13 protein-coding genes are annotated in these 18006 nt (G+C 57.8%); 7 read left to right on the forward strand and 6 right to left on the reverse strand.

Annotation, left to right across the window (positions count from 1 at the left end):
• Window positions 1-2: 2 nt before the first annotated feature.
• Window positions 3-860: a class I SAM-dependent methyltransferase gene (locus AC2FF7_RS06380; protein WP_480865588.1), complete on the reverse strand. Its 858-nt coding sequence runs from the start codon at window positions 858-860 to the stop codon at window positions 3-5.
• An 18-nt stretch (window positions 861-878) separates the two neighbouring features.
• Window positions 879-2924 carry an ASKHA domain-containing protein gene (locus AC2FF7_RS06385; RefSeq protein ID WP_480865587.1) on the reverse strand — a complete coding sequence of 682 codons (2046 nt, stop codon included), beginning with the start codon at window positions 2922-2924 and terminating at the stop codon, window positions 879-881.
• Window positions 2925-3141: 217 nt separating this feature from the next.
• Between AC2FF7_RS06385 and guaB the strand changes: the two genes are divergently transcribed.
• From guaB to AC2FF7_RS06400, 3 genes are all read left to right on the forward strand, one after another.
• Window positions 3142-4590 carry an IMP dehydrogenase gene (guaB, locus tag AC2FF7_RS06390; protein ID WP_480865586.1) on the forward strand — a complete coding sequence of 483 codons (1449 nt, stop codon included), beginning with the start codon at window positions 3142-3144 and terminating at the stop codon, window positions 4588-4590.
• Window positions 4591-4663: 73 nt separating this feature from the next.
• The gene (locus tag AC2FF7_RS06395; RefSeq protein ID WP_496905385.1) at window positions 4664-5821 is read left to right on the forward strand and encodes an RsmB/NOP family class I SAM-dependent RNA methyltransferase; all 1158 of its coding nucleotides are present in this window, start codon (window positions 4664-4666) and stop codon (window positions 5819-5821) included.
• A gap of 171 nt (window positions 5822-5992) precedes the next feature.
• Entirely contained in the window at window positions 5993-8218 is a 2226-nt protein-coding gene (locus tag AC2FF7_RS06400; RefSeq protein ID WP_496905386.1) for an ATP-binding protein, read from the forward strand.
• A gap of 4 nt (window positions 8219-8222) precedes the next feature.
• Here the strand turns inward: AC2FF7_RS06400 and AC2FF7_RS06405 are convergent, their stop codons facing one another.
• Entirely contained in the window at window positions 8223-8816 is a 594-nt protein-coding gene (locus AC2FF7_RS06405) for a gamma-glutamyl kinase (RefSeq protein WP_480865583.1), read from the reverse strand.
• Window positions 8817-9008: 192 nt separating this feature from the next.
• On the opposite strand from AC2FF7_RS06405, the gene recA reads away from it, so the two are divergent.
• The 4 genes from recA (at window position 9009) to AC2FF7_RS06425 (ending at window position 14138) form a co-directional block, all read left to right on the forward strand.
• A complete protein-coding gene (recA, locus tag AC2FF7_RS06410; protein ID WP_170354230.1) occupies window positions 9009-10076 on the forward strand; it encodes a recombinase RecA in 1068 nt (355 codons plus the stop codon).
• Between the two features lie 138 nt (window positions 10077-10214).
• A complete protein-coding gene (gene alaS, locus AC2FF7_RS06415; protein ID WP_496905387.1) occupies window positions 10215-12884 on the forward strand; it encodes an alanine--tRNA ligase in 2670 nt (889 codons plus the stop codon).
• A gap of 1 nt (window position 12885) precedes the next feature.
• Complete coding sequence (locus AC2FF7_RS06420) at window positions 12886-13173, forward strand: DUF1330 domain-containing protein (RefSeq protein WP_209194592.1); 288 nt, start codon at window positions 12886-12888, stop codon at window positions 13171-13173.
• Window positions 13174-13535: 362 nt separating this feature from the next.
• A complete protein-coding gene (locus AC2FF7_RS06425) occupies window positions 13536-14138 on the forward strand; it encodes a transglutaminase-like cysteine peptidase (protein ID WP_480865581.1) in 603 nt (200 codons plus the stop codon).
• Between the two features lie 135 nt (window positions 14139-14273).
• On the opposite strand, the gene AC2FF7_RS06430 is transcribed toward AC2FF7_RS06425, so the two are convergent.
• The 3 genes from AC2FF7_RS06430 to AC2FF7_RS06440 all read right to left on the reverse strand — a co-directional run bounded on the left by AC2FF7_RS06430 (window position 14274) and on the right by AC2FF7_RS06440 (window position 17796).
• The gene (locus AC2FF7_RS06430) at window positions 14274-15050 is read right to left on the reverse strand and encodes a hypothetical protein (RefSeq protein WP_496905388.1); all 777 of its coding nucleotides are present in this window, start codon (window positions 15048-15050) and stop codon (window positions 14274-14276) included.
• A 518-nt stretch (window positions 15051-15568) separates the two neighbouring features.
• The gene (typA, locus tag AC2FF7_RS06435) at window positions 15569-17386 is read right to left on the reverse strand and encodes a translational GTPase TypA (protein WP_480865579.1); all 1818 of its coding nucleotides are present in this window, start codon (window positions 17384-17386) and stop codon (window positions 15569-15571) included.
• A gap of 74 nt (window positions 17387-17460) precedes the next feature.
• Window positions 17461-17796, reverse strand: coding sequence for a DMT family transporter (locus AC2FF7_RS06440; RefSeq protein ID WP_496905389.1), 336 nt, complete (start codon window positions 17794-17796; stop codon window positions 17461-17463).
• Window positions 17797-18006: the final 210 nt, after the last annotated feature.

Below are 18006 nucleotides of genomic sequence, written 5' to 3' on the forward strand. Positions count from 1 at the left end.
GATCAGCCCGGCCTGCGTGCCTGAAACAGATTTATCAGGGCCGGTATTGCAACAACATCTCCAGCGACATAGGGCCTGAACTCCTCGGCCACAGCCTGCCGAATTGCAGAGACATCTTCCGGCGTTCCGTCGAAATGGGCGATCACCCGTGCGGCGGGTCCGATCCGCGTACATAGCGCTGCGCTGTCTTCAAGCGTGCCTCGAACGAGCAGGGTGAGGGGTACGGCATCGACAGTGATGTCGGTCAGGCCAGCCTCGGCCAGCAACCCGCTGACTCGATCCTGATCGTGAAATGCCAAAGGGCCGGGGGCATTGCGGTCGACCTTGGGCGGGGTGCCAAGCCGTTCGGTCGCTGCGATATGGGGCAGGCGGAACCACGGGTTGCCAGATAGCGGCCCCCAAGCGGCGAAACACATCCGACCGCCGGGTTTCAGCGCGCGCGCCATGTTGGCAAAGGCGGCTACGGTGTCCTCAAAGAACATCACCCCAAAGCGCGAGATCATGATATCGCGGTCGCCCTCCTCAAACGGATGGGTCTGCGCATCGGCGAATTGAAAGCCAATATTCGCGTGCCCGTCTGCCAGCGCGCGCTCGGCGGCGCGATCCAGAAAAGGCTGCGAGACATCGGCGGCGAGAACATGCCCATCCGGACCAACAGCCTGCGCCGCCAGAACCGTGCTGGCCCCTGTGCCGCAGCCGATATCCAGCACGCGCTGCCCCGGTTGCAGGGCGGCGCGCTCTAGCACCAGATCAAGGACCGGGGCCAGAAGCGCATCCATCTGGTCCTCATAGGTCAGCCATTTCGCACCCGAGGGGGAGTTGCCCCAGAATTCGGCCTGTTCTTCGTTTGCTATGGTCATGGTGCCTCCTTCCGGGGACTATGACCTGCGGCGACGGCGACGGCCAGATTTTTCCTCATCCCCGCCGCCAGTGTTGAACGAGGGTGAGGGCAGCGTGACCACCTGCGCCAGTTCCGGGAACGGGTCGGTCTTGTGCGGGATAGCGTTGGCGGCGACGAAATGGTCCTGAAACTTGGGCTCGATGGCGGTTTCGACCTTGGTGATCTCGCGCACAACGCGTTCGATTTCCTTGCGCGATCCGATGTTGCACAGCGCGATCCGCGCGCCGGTGCCAGCGGCGTTGCCCGCGCTTGAGACCTTGTCCAGTGGTGCGTCGGGGATCATGCCCAGCACCATCGCGTGTTTGGTCGAGATATGCGCGCCAAACGCCCCGGCCAGAACCACGCGATCCACGGCGTCGACCTTCATCTCGTCCATAAGCAGGCGCGCACCGGCATAAAGCGCCGATTTCGCCAGTTGGATGGCACGGATATCGCCTTGGGTTACGGTGATACGCGGGCCGCCTTCGGCGCTCGCATCGTGGATCAGATAGGAATGCGTGCGGCCTTCGGGGATGCAGCGCGCGGTGCCGGTTTGTTCAGCCGAGCCAATCAGGCCGCTTTCATCCAGCAGCCCGGCGATACGCATTTCGGCAACAGCCTCGATAATGCCCGAGCCACAGATGCCGGTGATCCCGGTGGTGGCGATATCAAGATCGAACCCGTCCTCATCGGACCACTTGTCCGACCCGATGATGCGGAAGCGGGGTTCCTTGGTGACGGGATTAATTTCGATGCGCTCAATCGCACCGGGGGCGGCGCGTTGGCCGGAACTGATCTGCGCGCCTTCAAACGCGGGGCCCGTGGGCGAGGAACAGGCGAGCACGCGTGTGGTGTTGCCCAGCAGAATTTCGGCATTGGTGCCCACATCGACGATCAACACGAGGTCTTCGGACTTGCCGGGTTCCTCGGAGAGCGCAACGGCGGCACAGTCGGCGCCCACATGTCCCGCAATACAGGGTAGGATATAAACCTGCGCGCGCGGGTTCATCTTAGTCAGATCCATCTCACGTGCGGGCAAGGACATGCTCTCGGATGTGGCCAACGCGAAGGGGGCCTGCCCCAGCTCGACCGGGTCCAGACCCAGCAGCAGGTGGTGCATGACCGGGTTGCAGACGAAAACCGTCTCCACGATCAGCGCGGTGTCGATCCCGGCCTCCTCGGCGATGGAGATGGTCAGATCGTTGATCGCCTCGCGCACCGCGCGGGTCATTTCCTGATCACCACCGGGGTTCATCATGGCGTAGGACACGCGGCTCATCAGGTCTTCACCAAAGCGGATTTGTGGGTTCATCAGGCCAGACGAGGCCTTGACCTCACCGGTCTCCAGATCGGTCAGGTGTGCGGCGACCGTGGTTGATCCAAGATCGATGGCCAGTCCGTACAGCCCTTGTTCATGCAGGCCGGGCCAGATTTCCACGATCCGTGCGACCTCATCCTTGTGGCCTTTGTGGACGGCTACCGTGACCTCCCATTTGCCTTTGCGCAGCACCGGTTGCAGCTTGGCCATCAGCGACAGATCGGCGGTGACGGCCTCAATGTTCCACTGCTGGCGCAGGGCGCGTTCCAGCCGCTCCAGATCTCCGGTGGGCGAGTGCATGTCGGGTTCCTCGACCACCACGAAATACAGCCGCGTCGCCGGGTCCATGGTGATGGCGCGTGCGGCAGCCGCTTTGCGGACGACCTGACGATGGACCTGAGACTCAGGCGGCACGTCGATCACGATATCGCCCTGAACCGTCGCCTGACAGCCCAGACGGCGGCCAGGCTTAAGCCCGCGTTTGTCGTCATAGCGTTGTTCGACCGCGTTCCATTCGCTCAGCGCGTCCTCAGATACGGTGACACCGTGCTTGGGAAACTCACCATAGCTGGGCGTGATCTGGCACTTCGAACAAATCCCGCGTCCGCCGCAGACCGAATCCAGATCGACACCCAACTGCCGGGCGGCGGTCAGAACCGGGGTGCCAACGGGGAAATGCCCGCGTTTGCCCGAGGGGGTAAAGACAACAAGGGGGTCGGTGGTCATGTCGGGCCTGCCTTTTGTATTCGCGCGTATGCCGGGGAAGATATGGGTTTGTGCGCAAAGGGAAAGGCCAATCAGCGGCAGGTTTTGCGCAACTTGCGTCGTTTTTCAGCGTGGCATCGGCTCGCATTGGACAACTAGTTTAGGTCAGGGGCTTTTCCTTAGCTGCAATCCATGTCATAGGGTCGCCGTCAAACGGGGTTTTGCATGGGGTTAGCAGATGCAGATTCGTGAGGCACTCACCTTTGACGACGTACTTCTGGTTCCGGGCGCATCTTCTGTGCTGCCCGCAACGGCGGATACGACCACGCGTGTGACGCGCGAGATTACCATGAACATTCCGCTGCTCAGCTCGGCGATGGACACAGTGACCGAGGCGCGAATGGCGATTGCTATGGCGCAGACCGGAGGGATCGGTGTGATCCACAAGAACCTGACGACCGAGGAACAGGCCCGCGAAGTGCGCCGGGTCAAGCGGTTCGAATCCGGTATCGTTTATAACCCCGTGACATTGCGCGCCGATCAGACGCTGGCCGACGCGCAGGCGCTAGTCGAGCGGTACAACTTCACCGGCTTCCCTGTGGTCGATCCTGATGGTCGCGTCGTGGGTATTGTGACCAACCGTGACATGCGCTTTGCGACCTCGGACGACACGCCGATCCACGCGATGATGACCACCGACAATCTGGCAATGCTTCAGGAGCCGGCTGATCTGGAAGAAGCCAAAAGTCTGATGAAGGCGCGCCGGATCGAAAAGTTGCTGGTCGTAGATGGCGCAGGCAAGCTGACCGGCCTGCTAACCCTGAAAGACACCGAACAAGCGGTGCTGAACCCCACCGCCTGCAAGGACCGTCTGGGTCGCTTGCGCGTTGCGGCGGCAACCTCGGTAGGCGATGCGGGGTTTGAGCGGTCGGAACAGCTGGTGGATTCGGGCGTCGACATCATCGTTGTGGACACCGCGCATGGCCACTCGCAAGGCGTGCTGGACGCGGTGCGGCGGGTGAAAACCCTGTCGAACGAAGTGCAGATCATCGCGGGAAATGTCGCCACGGGCGACGCGACCAAGGCGCTGATTGATGCCGGTGCAGATGCGATCAAGGTGGGGATCGGGCCGGGCTCGATCTGTACCACGCGGATGGTGGCCGGTGTGGGTGTGCCGCAGCTGACGGCGATCATGGATTGTGCCTCGGCTGCAGGAGACGTTCCGGTGATTGCCGATGGCGGCATCAAGTTCTCGGGCGATTTCGCCAAGGCGATTGCGGCGGGGGCGTCCTGCGCCATGGTCGGTTCAATGATCGCGGGCACCGATGAAAGCCCCGGTGAGGTTATTCTGTATCAGGGCCGCTCGTTCAAATCCTATCGCGGCATGGGCAGCCTGGGCGCAATGGCGCGTGGCTCGGCGGATCGCTATTTCCAGAAGGACGCCGCCAACGATAAGCTGGTGCCCGAAGGGATCGAGGGGCAGGTGCCCTATAAAGGGTCTGCCAGCGCTGTTGTGCACCAACTGGTCGGCGGTCTGCGCGCAGCCATGGGATATACCGGCTGTGCCACCGTGGAAGAGATGCGCAGGAACTGCAATTTCGTAAAGATCACTGGCGCAGGGCTGAAAGAAAGCCACGTGCATGACGTGCAGATCACTCGTGAAAGCCCGAACTATCGGGTGATGTAACCTGCTTTAAATTGCATTGCGGCGTCCCGTTCGGGCGCCGTTTTGTGTTTCTACAGACGCATGGGACGAATTTATGACCCCCGCAGCCCGCTTTCAGGCCTCTATTGAAATCCTTGACGAAATTCTCAGGGATGTTCCGGTCGAAAAGGCCCTGACAGGATGGGCGCGGCGCAGCCGTTTTGCCGGCTCCAAGGACCGGGCGGCTGTTCGGGATCACGTGTTCGGAGCGTTGCGGTGCAAGCGGTCTTTCGCGGCGTTGGGCGGGGCCGAAACTGGTCGTGGCTTAATGCTTGGGGCCCTGAGGGCGGCAAAGAGTGACCCGAGCGATCTGTTCACGGGAGTTGGGCACGCCCCTTCGCCCGTTGGTGAGGACGAAACTGGGCGCGCATTCCTGTCTGACGCCGAACAATACGACATCCCCGACTGGTTGTGGCCAGTGTTTAAAGCCTCTTTGCAGGACCAGGCAATCAACGTAGCGCAGGCCTTGCAAACCCGCGCTCCGGTGCATTTGCGTGTCAACCTGATCAAATCGGATTCGGATCGCGCGATTGCTGCGTTGGCGGCAGATGGTATCACTGCCCGCGCGCATGACGCCTGCGACACGGCGTTGGAGGTTCTGGATGGCGCGCGTAAAGTCGCCCAGAGTCAGGCATTTTTGACTGGGCTGGTCGAATTGCAGGACGCAGCCAGTCAAGCCATCGTTGCCGATCTGAATTTGCAACCAGGTCAGCGCGTTTTGGACTATTGCGCGGGCGGAGGTGGAAAATCACTCGCCATTGCGGCGCATGCCGGTGTCGAAGTTTTTGCTCATGATGTTAATCCTGCGCGAATGAGAGATTTGCCTGATCGGGCCGAACGCGCAGGGGCGAAAATCACAATCCTGACGCCTGATGCGGTGCGGTCGCAAGCACCTTTCGATGTGGTGCTTGTTGATGCTCCATGTTCGGGCAGCGGTTCCTGGAGACGCGCCCCGGCAGGAAAATGGGCTTTGACCCCGGAGCGTCTAAAGGAGTTGAGCGCGCTGCAATTAAGCATTCTCGAGGCAACATCTGGTTTTGTTTCCCCGGACGGAACGTTAGCTTATGCGACCTGTTCTATGCTGAACCCGGAAAACCAAGAAGTCGTTGAAAATTTCCTCGGTTCGCATTCCGGCTGGAACATGCCCTATCAGAAATTGTGGCTCGCAGCACACGGAACAGACGGTTTCTTCACCGCACACTTGACGCGGTAGTTTAGATAAAAATAGCAAGCATAGGTAGAGTGGCCGCGATTTCGTTAAGCGGTCTTTAACCTTATTTGGGCTTACTGGCGACAGGCCCAACGAGCTGAGTTCTTAATGACTGAAGTTTCAAGTTTTTTGTCGGATCCTTCCATAAGGAAATCTCCGATTCCACTGCGACTGATGTCCGTGTTGGTATTTGGCATCGTCATCGGACTTGCACCTCTCACAAATGTTTTGCCGACCGGCTGGAAGACTGAGTTCGCCGTCGCCGGAATTTCATTGTTCACGGCAGGAGTTCTGGTCGCGCTCAAGGGTTGGTTTGCGGATTGGTCTATCCGACGTGCCATTAAAGTTATGAATACTTTCACTGAACAGGACTTGTTTCCAGGCGTCATTGCCAATGCGGACGGGCTTGTTCTTTCGTCAAACGCAGCGGCCAGAATCCAGTTACACGCTTTCCCCGGTAACCGATTGGAAAACTGCTTGATGTCAGTTTTCGCCAATCCAGCGTCAATCCTTTTACGTCTTCAGTCTCTGGCTGAGATTCACGGAAAGTCCAGCGAAGACGTGGTGACTATCGGGTCTACTATCCCGGTGACAGTATTCTCGGTCGGGCACGATCTGTATTGCTGGCGGTTTCACCTTAGGGCTGAAGGCCGTTGGGATGATGTGGCAGTTCCAGTTTTGACACTTGGGCGAAATGGAACTGTGCTGAGGGCCAATGGAATGGCCGAGCATGTATTGGGCTACAAACCGGAAAACACAGATCAAGTCTTCAATTCCGGCCAACCTGCACCGGGTGAGATCACACAGGCCAACGCCTCAAGCGCCCCGTTGAATGTCACCGTGGCCGAGCTTTCTCGTTCGGGGTCTGCGCGTGAAATGTTGGTTCTGCCTCTCCAGGTAACCACGCCACCGGCAACAGAAACACGTTTTGCGGACTTGCCGGTCCCAATCATGTGCATTGCATCGGACGGGGTCGTTCTGGATGCAAACAGATTGGCAATCAAACTGGTTGGCGACTTTCAGACAGGCGAGACGAATGTCTCGCAAATGATGCAGGGATTAGGTTACCCGATTCAGGAGTGGTTGTCGCGCGCCGCTGTCGAGGACGCCACCCCCAAATCCGAGTTTTTGCGCCTGACACGGCAAGACAAAGACGTATTCGTTCAGGTGACGCTGAACAGAGTGGTTAATGATGGTCAGGTGTGCCTGATTGCCGTTCTCAACGATGCGACCGAGCTCAAGACACTTGAGGCTCAGTTTGTGCAGGGACAAAAGATGCAGGCTGTCGGGCAGCTTGCCGGCGGTGTCGCGCATGATTTCAACAACTTGCTGACAGCAATATCCGGTCATTGTGACCTGCTATTGCTGCGGCACGATCAGAATGACCCGAACTACGGTGATCTGGTGCAGATAAACCAGAATGCGAACAGGGCGGCTGCTCTGGTCAGTCAACTGTTGGCTTTTTCGCGCAAGCAAACACTTCAGCCAGAGGTTCTGGACCTGCGCGACACAATTTCGGATCTGATTCACTTGTTGAACCGGCTGGTCGGTGAGAAAGTGCGTTTGACACTCAGCCACGATCCAGTCCTAAAGCCCGTGCGCGCCGACAAAAGACAGCTTGAACAGGTGTTCATGAACCTCGTGGTCAATGCCCGTGACGCGATGCCCGAAGGCGGGGATGTTCGGATCGAAACCGAAGTCGTTTCGCTGACGGATTCTTTGCGCCGCGACCGCGCGACAGTTCCGCCGGGCGAGTATGTGACTGTAAAAGTCGTCGACAGTGGGGTGGGTATACCGGCAGACAAGCTGCAAAAAGTCTTTGAGCCGTTCTATACCACAAAAAGAACCGGCGAAGGTACGGGTCTGGGTCTTTCGACGGTGTATGGCATAGTCAAACAGACGGGCGGGTTTATTTTCGTCGACAGCGTGCAAGGGCAGGGCACGGAATTTACGGTGTTCTTGCCGATTTCAGCCACGCCGCAGAAGATCGAGCCCAGCCAAGAAGTACAGCCCGAAGTTCTGAATGCCCGCCAGGGCGAAGGCGTCGTCCTACTGGTTGAGGATGAAGCACCGGTTCGTGCGTTTGCTACGCGGGCTCTGCGCTTGAAAGGTTACACGGTGCTCGAGACCGACTCGGGTGAAGAAGCGTTGAGACTGCTAGAAGATGAAACATTGCATGTAGATGTGTTTGTAACCGATGTCGTGATGCCCGGACTCGATGGTCCAACCTGGGTACGAACTGCGATGGAAAAGCGCGCAGATGTGCAGGTTATCTTCATGTCCGGTTACACCGAAGGCGCGTTCGGAGATTCGGAACCTGAGATCGCAAACTCGGCCTTTTTGCCGAAACCATTCTCATTGAACCAATTGACCGAAGCAGTGTTTCGGCAAATGAACTGATACGCTACTGCGCTTTTTCGTGGCACTCAAATTCCAGCGCATGACGTTTGCGGAACTTCTGTTCAGTCTTTGCACTAAGCGCCAAGTCACGGGTTGGAGAGACGTTTTCGCGCTGCAGAGCAATCTTCATGTCCAGTCGGTTTTCCAGAAAATCCAGAATCTTGTCTTGGTTTTCGTATTTGAACACATGATCCGCACCGCGGCCATTGCTGCGGGTGCGGAAAAACTGACTCTGACTGCCGACATCTGCGTATTCGGGGCGGGGTGACTTCATATAAGCCTGAATGTAGTCATCGAAGCTCATGTCGCGGGTCGAGTGCGGATGCCCAATCCGTTCGTCACGGCTACGAAACTTGTACCAACTGCCTAACCAGTCGATTGGTTCCCGAACGACGGCCATGATCTCCATGTCAGTGTCATACATTTTTCGGAAGATATTCTGAAAAAACCTGTCATATCGCCGAACTGGAGCGTGTTTCAATGCCGGAGGACCGGTCACGACAAGGTCCGCCCGGTCTTTCAGCGCTGAGTGATATGCGGTGCTGCCGGTTTTGGGAACAGCCAGAAACGCCAGGCGTTCCTCATAGAAAACAAGCATTTATGTGTCTGCCAGAACGATTGGTTATCTTTGTACAGTGGCGTAAACGACTCTTTAACACAATTGCCCAAGAGTAAATATTGTAAGTTTTAGTTGAAATGTTCTCTTTTTGATCTCATAAGGAACAAGAGGCGAACAAAGCAGTGATTGCCGCCCGTTCAAGGGTGTGACACAAGGGAAGGCGACAGGACAATGGCGGATCTTCTGACGATGAGCGACAAGAAAAACGCAGACAAGCAAAAGGCGCTCGACAGCGCGCTGGCCCAGATTGAACGGCAGTTCGGCAAGGGTTCGATCATGAAGCTGGGTGAGGACTCCAAACAGGATATCGAGGCCAGCTCGACCGGTTCGCTGGGTCTGGATATCGCGCTGGGGATCGGCGGCTTGCCGATGGGCCGGATTGTTGAGATTTACGGGCCAGAAAGCTCGGGCAAGACGACGCTGACGCTGCATTGTATTGCAGAACAGCAAAAGCGTGGCGGTGTCTGTGCGTTCGTTGACGCGGAACACGCGTTGGACCCGCAATATGCTCGTAAGCTGGGTGTCGATCTGGATGAGTTGCTAATCTCGCAGCCCGACACCGGAGAACAGGCGCTTGAGATCACCGATACGCTGGTCCGCTCGGGCGCGGTGAACATGGTTGTGGTCGACTCGGTTGCAGCGCTGACGCCGAAATCCGAGCTTGAGGGCGACATGGGCGACAGCAATGTCGGCGTGCAGGCCCGTTTGATGAGCCAGGCAATGCGCAAGCTGACCGGTTCGATCAGCCGTTCGAACTGTATGGTGATCTTCATCAACCAGATCCGGATGAAAATCGGTGTGATGTTTGGCAGCCCGGAGACGACCACTGGTGGTAATGCGCTGAAATTCTACAGCTCGGTGCGTCTGGACATTCGTCGTATTGGCGCGATCAAGGACCGCGATGAGGTTGTCGGCAACCAGACCCGTGTCAAGGTGGTCAAGAACAAGGTGGCGCCGCCGTTCAAACAGGTGGAATTCGACATCATGTATGGCGAGGGCATCAGCAAGATGGGCGAGCTGCTGGATCTGGGCGTTAAGGCCGGTGTGGTTGAGAAGTCGGGCTCTTGGTTCAGCTACGGGGACGAGCGGATCGGGCAGGGGCGTGAGAATGCCAAACAATATCTGCGCGACAACAGCCGCTCGGCGCTGGAGATTGAGGACAAAATCCGCGCTGCGCATGGGTTGGATTTCGATATGCCGCCCGGTGCCACTGAGGACGACGATATTTTAGAAGCCTGACGGCATCCCGGAATTGTGAACGCAGGGCGGTCCATTGGGGCCGCCTTGTTTCGTTTGCGCAGCCTCACCTGTGGACTATCCGCAGGGACAGCGATAAACCCGTTTTCGAACAAGATGATTGCGCGCTGAGAGAGCCTAATGCCCACGCTGAACGATATCCGATCGACCTTTCTGAACTATTTCGCCAAACAGGGGCATGAAGTTGTGGCGTCCAGCCCGCTCGTGCCGCGCAATGACCCTACCCTGATGTTCGTGAACTCGGGCATGGTGCAGTTCAAGAACCTGTTCACCGGGCTTGAGACGCGCGATTACAGCCGGGCGACCACTGCGCAGAAGTGTGTGCGCGCAGGTGGCAAACACAACGATCTGGACAATGTGGGCTATACCGCGCGCCACCATACATTCTTTGAGATGCTGGGGAATTTCTCGTTTGGGGATTACTTCAAGCATGAGGCGATCCCCTTCGCGTGGGAGCTGATCACCAAGGAATTCGGCATCGACAAGAACCGCCTGCTGACCACGGTCTATCACACCGACGATGAAGCGTTCGAAATCTGGAAGAAGGTCGGCGTGCCCGAAGACCGGATCATCCGCATCGCCACCAACGACAATTTCTGGCAGATGGGCCCGACTGGTCCCTGTGGTCCATGCACCGAGATTTTCTATGACCACGGCGATCACATCTGGGGCGGCCCTCCGGGCTCGGCCGAGGAAGATGGCGACCGGTTCATCGAAATCTGGAACATCGTGTTCATGCAGAATGAACAGTTCGAGGATAGCTCGATGGTGGAGCTGGACATGCAGTCCATTGACACCGGCATGGGGCTGGAGCGGATCGGCGCATTGCTGCAAGGCAGCCATGACAACTATGACACCGACCTGTTCAAAACGTTGATCGAAGCGTCTGCCGATGCCACCGGTGTTGATCCTTATGGCGATCGGAACGTGCATCACCGCGTGATTGCGGATCACCTGCGGTCGACCTCGTTCCTGATTGCCGATGGCGTGATGCCCAGCAATGACGGCCGCGGTTACGTTCTGCGCCGGATCATGCGGCGCGCCATGCGCCATGCGCATTTGCTGGGTGCAAAAGATCCGGTGATGCATCGCCTCGTGCCCTCGCTGGTGCAGCTTATGGGTGCGCAATATACGGAACTGGGACAGGCGCAGGCACTGATCGAAGAAACACTGCTGCTTGAGGAAACCCGGTTCAAGCAGACCTTGGATCGCGGTCTGAAACTGCTGGATGATGAGGTCGCGGGCCTGCCCGAAGGTGAGGCTCTGCCCGGTGATGCGGCGTTCAAGCTCTATGACACCTATGGCTTCCCGCTAGATTTGACGCAGGATGCGCTGCGTGAAAAGGGCCGGACCGTGGATACCGACGGGTTCGATGCAGCCATGGCCGAACAAAAGGCCAAGGCGCGCGCTGCTTGGGCGGGCTCGGGCGAGGCGGCGGATCAGGCCGTTTGGTTTGACGTGCTGGACAGCGCCGGGGCCACGGATTTCCTTGGCTATGATACCGAAAAAGCCGAAGGGCAGGTGGCTGCTCTTGTCGTGGATGGCGCGCTGGTCGACACCATCGAGCAGGGTGGCAACGGTTGGGTTATCGTGAACCAGACCCCGTTCTATGGTGAGGCCGGTGGTCAGGTCGGGGATACCGGCGAAATCCGGCGGCTCGAGAATATGCAGGACGTGGCCAAGGTCGAAGACACGCGCAAATTTGCCGAAGGTAAGGTCTATGCGCATAAAGTGACCGTCGGCCAGGGCACGCTATCCAAAGGCGACGGGGTCGAGCTTGAGGTCGATCACACCCGCCGCAGCGCAATCCGGGCGAACCACTCGGCTACGCATCTGCTGCATGAGGCATTGCGCGAAACACTGGGCGATCACGTGGCGCAGCGAGGGTCGTTGAATGCGTCGGACCGGTTGCGGTTTGATTTTAGCCACTCCAAGGCGCTGAGCGTCGAAGAATTGCAAAAGGTCGAGCGTGAGGTGAACGCGTTCATCCGCCAGAATTCGACCGTCGAGACGCGGATCATGACGCCCGACGACGCGCGGGATCTGGGCGCGCAGGCGCTGTTTGGTGAGAAATACGGTGACGAGGTGCGGGTTGTCTCGATGGGCAAGGCGGCCACGGGTAAAGGTCAGGATGGCGAAACATGGTCGATTGAACTGTGCGGCGGCACCCATGTGCGCCAGACCGGGGACATCGGAACGTTCGTCGTGCTGGGCGACAGCGCCAGCAGCGCCGGCGTGCGTCGGATCGAAGCCCTGACCGGGGATGAGGCGTTCCGCCACCTGTCGGCGCAGGATCAACGGTTGGGCCAGATTGCGTCCGAGTTGAAGGCGCAGCCCGATGACGTGGTTGGGCGCGTGAAATCCCTGCTGGACGAACGCAAAGCGCTGCAGAACGAAGTGGCCCAACTGCGCCGTGATCTGGCGATGGCGGGCGGCTCGGGGCAGGGCAGTGCCGAGGCGAAGGACGTGAACGGTGTGCCGTTCTTGGCGCAGGCGCTGACCGGCGTTTCTGGAAAAGACCTTCCCGCGTTGATCGATGAACACAAAAGCCGTTTGGGCACGGGCGCGGTTCTGCTGATCGCGGATGCGGGTGGCAAGGCGGCTGTAGCGGCTGGAGTGACCGCGGACCTGACCGAAAAGGTCTCGGCCGTGGATCTGGTGCGCGCCGCAGTGGGCGAGCTGGGGGGCAAGGGCGGCGGTGGTCGCCCGGACATGGCGCAAGGCGGCGGCCGAGATGCGTCGAATGCGGATGCGGCCATCAAGGCCGCCGAACAGGTATTGGAGGGGTAACATGCCCGCACTTTGGATCGCACATGTCACTGTGACGGACAACGAGGCTTACGGAAAATACGCCGAGTTGGCGGGTCCGGCGATTGCCGCCCATGGGGGGCAATTCATTGCACGTGCTGCACGTTATGTGCAGCTTGAGGGAAAAGAGCGCCCGCGTAATGTAGTAGCCAGATTCCCTTCGGTCGAAGCTGCTGTCGAGTGTTACAATTCGCCCGACTACCAAAAGGCCCTTGACCACGCACGTGGTGCGAGTGAACGCGAATTGGTTGTCGTCGAAATCACCGAATAGAATCATCAAGGCCGTCTGGTGAATGCTGCCGGACGGCCTAAAGAATGCGCGGATTTCGGCCTATATGTTATCTGGCCGTTTCAGTGAATTTAGTTTTGAAATTTTTTTCTGTTTTTTAAATAATAACAATACCTTGTAACTTATATATGCACTTTTTCGCTCTCGTTGGTTGCCTCAATTGTGGCAGTAACCCGACAAATTCAGCGCGAAATGGTCATGAAAAGTGACGAATTTCTGCCTCTTTTTCCATCCACCTTAAGCCCAGATTGCGCTGCCGCGTCCGTTTACCGATAGTTTCCTAAATCGGAATACGGTCCTGTCTGACGACAATCGTTCGGAGAGACCAGGATCGAGGGACAGGCATGAATTCGTTTGTAGAGCAGGCGTTCACCGCGACAGGCAAGTTTTTGGGTGTTTGCGCGATTCTCGCGGCGGTCAGTGTCGTTGGGAAATCTGTGGAAGCCAGCGAAGGAGACTTCATCAGAAGCGTGGCATCTACACCTCCGCCTGCCGGAGCAAGACAGCTGTGTCGCCAATACTCATGGGCATGTTCCAGCACTGCTTCGGTGGCGATGACAAGCCAGCAGGAATTGCAGATTGTTAAACGCGTGAATCGTAAGATCAATCGGACCACGCGTGAAGTTACGGACCAATCTCAGTATAGAACCGTAGAGAGATGGGCGTTGCCGACCAGACGCGGTGGGGACTGCGAAGACTTTGCTCTTTTGAAAAAAAGAGATCTAATTCGCGCAGGAATTGACCCAAGTAAATTGCTGATTGCGACGGTGCTGGATACGCGAAGAAATGCGCATGCCGTTTTGGTTTACAGATCCGCAGCGGGTGATCTGGTGCTGGATAATTTGACCAACACGATCAAACCGTGGTCGGATACCCGATATCTTTTCCTACGGATGCAAGACCCACGACAGCCAGAGAATTGGGTGGGTGTCTACCGCCGTAGTTAATTTGTGACCACTCGGTCGATGGAGACTACCAAACAAACGGGGCGCCAATTTTGGCGCCCCGTTTATTTTGATCTTTGTTTGTAGTGTCCGCAATAAGAGTGTTTTACGATCCTCATTGCGTTCAACCAGAGTCAGTTAGTTGAAAATACCACCTGACCCGCGGTTGCCGCCGCCGACACCACCGACATTGCCACCATTGCCGTTGCCGTTGGTGCCGCCGCTGTTGCCGTTGTTGTTGCCGCCGTTTCCGGAACCTTGGCCTGATCCATTTGTGTTACCGCCGCCGTTGCCGGAATTGGGGCTATTCCCGTTGCCATTTCCGGGTCCGCCAAAGATGCTGCCACCGTTTCCGTTGCCGTTCCCGTTTCCGGTCCCGTTGCCACCACCATTGCCATTGCCATTGTTGCCGCCACCATTGCCGGTGCCGGGGCCGGACCCTCCGGTGTTGCCACCGCCGTTACCGGGGTTGGGGTTGTTACCATTACCATTTCCTGGGCCGCCGGTTCCACCGCCGCCGCCGCCGGTTCCACCGCCGCCGCCGCCGGTTCCGCCACCGCCGCCGCCGGTTCCGCCACCGCCGCCGCCGGTTCCGCCACCGCCGCCGCCGGTTCCACCACCGCCGCCGCCGGTTCCGCCACCGCCGCCGCCGGTTCCACCGCCGCCGCCGCCGGTTCCACCGCCGCCGCCGCCGGTTCCGCCACCACCGCCTGGGTTCGTCGGGCCACCGCCTGGATTAGTTGGGCCACCGCCTGGATTAGTTGGGCCACCGCCTGGGTTCGTTGGGCCATCGTCTGGATTAGTTGGACCACTACCACCGGTACCACCGCCAACAGTTGGGCCCTCGCCAGGATTTGCGTTTCCATCACCGGATCTTTGATTGTTTGAAATGCTGGCGGTGGGAATATCAGTCAACACCGCTGCGAAAGCCGGACAACTTTCCAATGTTCTGGCCAAGATGTCATCAAAATCAGGCCTGCGTTGCAGGTACCTCAACATTCTGGATTCAACGACCTCACACGCACAGAGCGTTTCCGTGTCAACGGACTGGCGAGCTGTTTTAATAGTGCACCTCTCGGCAGCCGTAGCTGCCGTTGTCGACACAATTGGAATAGTTGCTGACACAAAAACAATAGATAATAAACGACTTTTAACGCGCATGATTACGCCCCCTGGTACTCTTTAACCTGTGCTACCTGAGCACACCGTTGCCACAATTTAAACATAAATAGATCAATCCCTCGCCGTATTTTCAAGATGTGTGACAACAAGAAAACGGGAAAAAACTCCCGTTATGGTGGAACGATGTTGAAAAACAAAAGAAAAGCCCGCCGGGGTGGCGGGCCTTGTTTTTGTTAATTTTGCATTAATGTACGCAAAAATGTCACTAAAGGGGCAATGTTTCCAAACAGTGAACTATTTCACTGAAAGGTCTACGCAGATTTTGCCATGCGCTTGCGTTCGTGCGGATCCAAAAAGCGTTTGCGCAACCGGATGGCGTTAGGCGTCACCTCAACCAGTTCGTCATCGTCGATATAGGCGATGGCTTCCTCAAGTGAGAACTGAACATGAGGTGTCAGGCGGACGGCGTCATCCGATCCGCTGGCACGCACGTTGGTCAGTTTTTTGCCCTTAAGTGGGTTCACTTCCAGATCATTGTCCCTTGAATGCTCTCCGATGACCATACCTTGATAGACATCCGTCTGCGGACCCACAAACATGCGGCCACGTTCTTCGAGGTTCCACAGGGCGTAGGCGACGGCCTGTCCGTTCTCCATCGAGATCAAAACACCAGCGCGGCGGCCGGGAATCGGGCCTTTGTGTGCCGCCCAGCCGTGGAACACGCGGTTCAGAACACCGGTTCCGCGCGTGTCGGTCAGGAACTCTCCGTGATAGCCGATCAGTCCGCGCGAAGGCACATGCGCTATGATGCGGGTCTTTCCTGCACCGGCGGGGCGCATTTCGACCAGCTCGCCTTTACGCGCGCCTGTGATCTTTTCAATCACAGCACCGGAGTATTCATCGTCAACGTCAATCGTGACTTCCTCAATGGGCTCCAGACGCTGGCCGTCTTCTTCGCGGAACAGAACCTGCGGGCGAGAGATGCTGAGCTCGAACCCCTCGCGGCGCATGTTCTCGATCAGAACACCCATCTGCAATTCGCCGCGGCCTGCAACCTCGAAGGCTTCGCCGCCGGGAGTGTCGGTGATGCGGATGGCGACGTTCGATTCGGCCTCTTTCATCAGGCGGTCGCGGATAACACGGGACTGCACCTTTTTGCCGTCTCGACCGGCCAGAGGCGAGTCGTTGATGCCGAAAGTCACGGTGATAGTCGGCGGGTCGATCGGTTGGGCGGGCAGCGCCTCGTCCACCTGCGGCGCGACCAGCGAGTCGGCTACAGTGGCTTTGCTCATGCCCGCGATAGTGACGATGTCACCAGCTTCGGCCACGTCGATGGGTTGTTGCGCCAGGCCGCGGAACGCCAGGATTTTCGAGGCGCGGAAGTTTTCGATCAGCGTGCCGTCGCGCGACAGCGCCTTGAGGCTGTCACCCGCTTTCAGCGTACCGCTTTCCACACGGCCGGTCAGGATACGGCCGATAAACGGGTCGCTTCCCAGCGTGGTGGCCAGCATACGGAACGGCTCGTTTTTCTTTTCGGCTTGTTTGGGGGCCGGGACGTGGTCCACGACCAGATCAAACAGCGCGGTCAGGTCCTTGCGGGGGCCGTCCAGCTCCATATCGGCCCAGCCAGACCGACCCGAAGCATACATGGCTGGAAAGTCCAGCTGATCGTCATCGGCACCGAGGTTGGCGAACAGGTCAAAGCACTCATCAAGTGCGCGGTCAGGTTCGGCGTCGGGCTTGTCGACCTTGTTCAACACCACGATCGGGCGCAGGCCCAGCGCCAGCGCTTTCGAGGTCACAAACTTGGTCTGGGGCATCGGGCCTTCGGCGGCATCGACCAGCAGAACAACACCGTCGACCATCGAAAGGATACGCTCAACCTCGCCACCGAAATCGGCGTGGCCGGGGGTGTCAACGATGTTGATACGGGTGCCTTTCCACTCGACCGAAGTCGCTTTGGCAAGGATGGTGATCCCGCGCTCGCGCTCCAGATCGTTGCTGTCCATGGCGCGTTCCGCCACAGCCTGATTTTCCCGGAACGCGCCGGATTGTTTAAGCAGCTCGTCCACCAGGGTCGTTTTGCCGTGGTCAACGTGAGCGATGATTGCGATATTGCGCAGGTCCATGAGGTCAGCCTTTGAACGGGAAGTTGCCGCGCGCATAACGCGACGCGGCAAAATATGCCAGCCCTAACCGCCCGTCAGTGACCCGTAGTGTTGGAAAACAGGTGAATAACCAGAATTCCAGACAAAATCATGACCAAACCTATCACCGCGGGCCAGTCCAGCCTCTGCCCAAAAACGATAAAACCGATCACAGCAATCAGCACAATGCCCAAGCCCGACCAGATGGCATAAACGATCCCAACTGGCATGAACTTTAGAGTCAAGCCAAGCAGATAGAACGCGATTGCGTAGCCAGCCACGACCAATACAGAGGGCCAGAGCCGCGTGAATTGCTGACTGGCTTGCAACGCGGTTGTGCCAATCGTTTCTGCGACCACTGCAAAAAGCAGGAAAAGATAGGCTTTAGGCAAAATAAGTCTCGGATTGAGTGTTGTTGAGCTCGTTGAACACAGATTTCAGGCATCTGGCAAGTCGTTTCGTTTGTTACTGTGCACAAGTGAGGTGAGGTCAGGATAACCATACTGTTTTTACACGAGCTTTTTGAGATACTGTTCGACCAGTTATCAGTGTTTTTTTAATCAGTAAGCTATGACGAATTTTGCTAAATCTGTCATCGTCGT

The organism is Ruegeria sp. YTSC325 (genome assembly GCF_059609525.1).

Coding starts and splice junctions, on each gene's coding strand:
- guaB (WP_480865586.1), top strand. CDS start 3,142: ATGCAGATTCGTGAGGCACTCACCTTTGACGACGTACTTCTGGTTCCG.
- AC2FF7_RS06380 (WP_480865588.1), bottom strand. CDS start 860: ATGACCATAGCAAACGAAGAACAGGCCGAATTCTGGGGCAACTCCCCC.
- recA (WP_170354230.1), top strand. CDS start 9,009: ATGGCGGATCTTCTGACGATGAGCGACAAGAAAAACGCAGACAAGCAA.
- AC2FF7_RS06420 (WP_209194592.1), top strand. CDS start 12,886: ATGCCCGCACTTTGGATCGCACATGTCACTGTGACGGACAACGAGGCT.
- AC2FF7_RS06385 (WP_480865587.1), bottom strand. CDS start 2,924: ATGACCACCGACCCCCTTGTTGTCTTTACCCCCTCGGGCAAACGCGGG.
- AC2FF7_RS06425 (WP_480865581.1), top strand. CDS start 13,536: ATGAATTCGTTTGTAGAGCAGGCGTTCACCGCGACAGGCAAGTTTTTG.
- AC2FF7_RS06405 (WP_480865583.1), bottom strand. CDS start 8,816: ATGCTTGTTTTCTATGAGGAACGCCTGGCGTTTCTGGCTGTTCCCAAA.
- alaS (WP_496905387.1), top strand. CDS start 10,215: ATGCCCACGCTGAACGATATCCGATCGACCTTTCTGAACTATTTCGCC.
- AC2FF7_RS06395 (WP_496905385.1), top strand. CDS start 4,664: ATGACCCCCGCAGCCCGCTTTCAGGCCTCTATTGAAATCCTTGACGAA.
- typA (WP_480865579.1), bottom strand. CDS start 17,386: ATGGACCTGCGCAATATCGCAATCATCGCTCACGTTGACCACGGCAAA.
- AC2FF7_RS06400 (WP_496905386.1), top strand. CDS start 5,993: ATGTCCGTGTTGGTATTTGGCATCGTCATCGGACTTGCACCTCTCACA.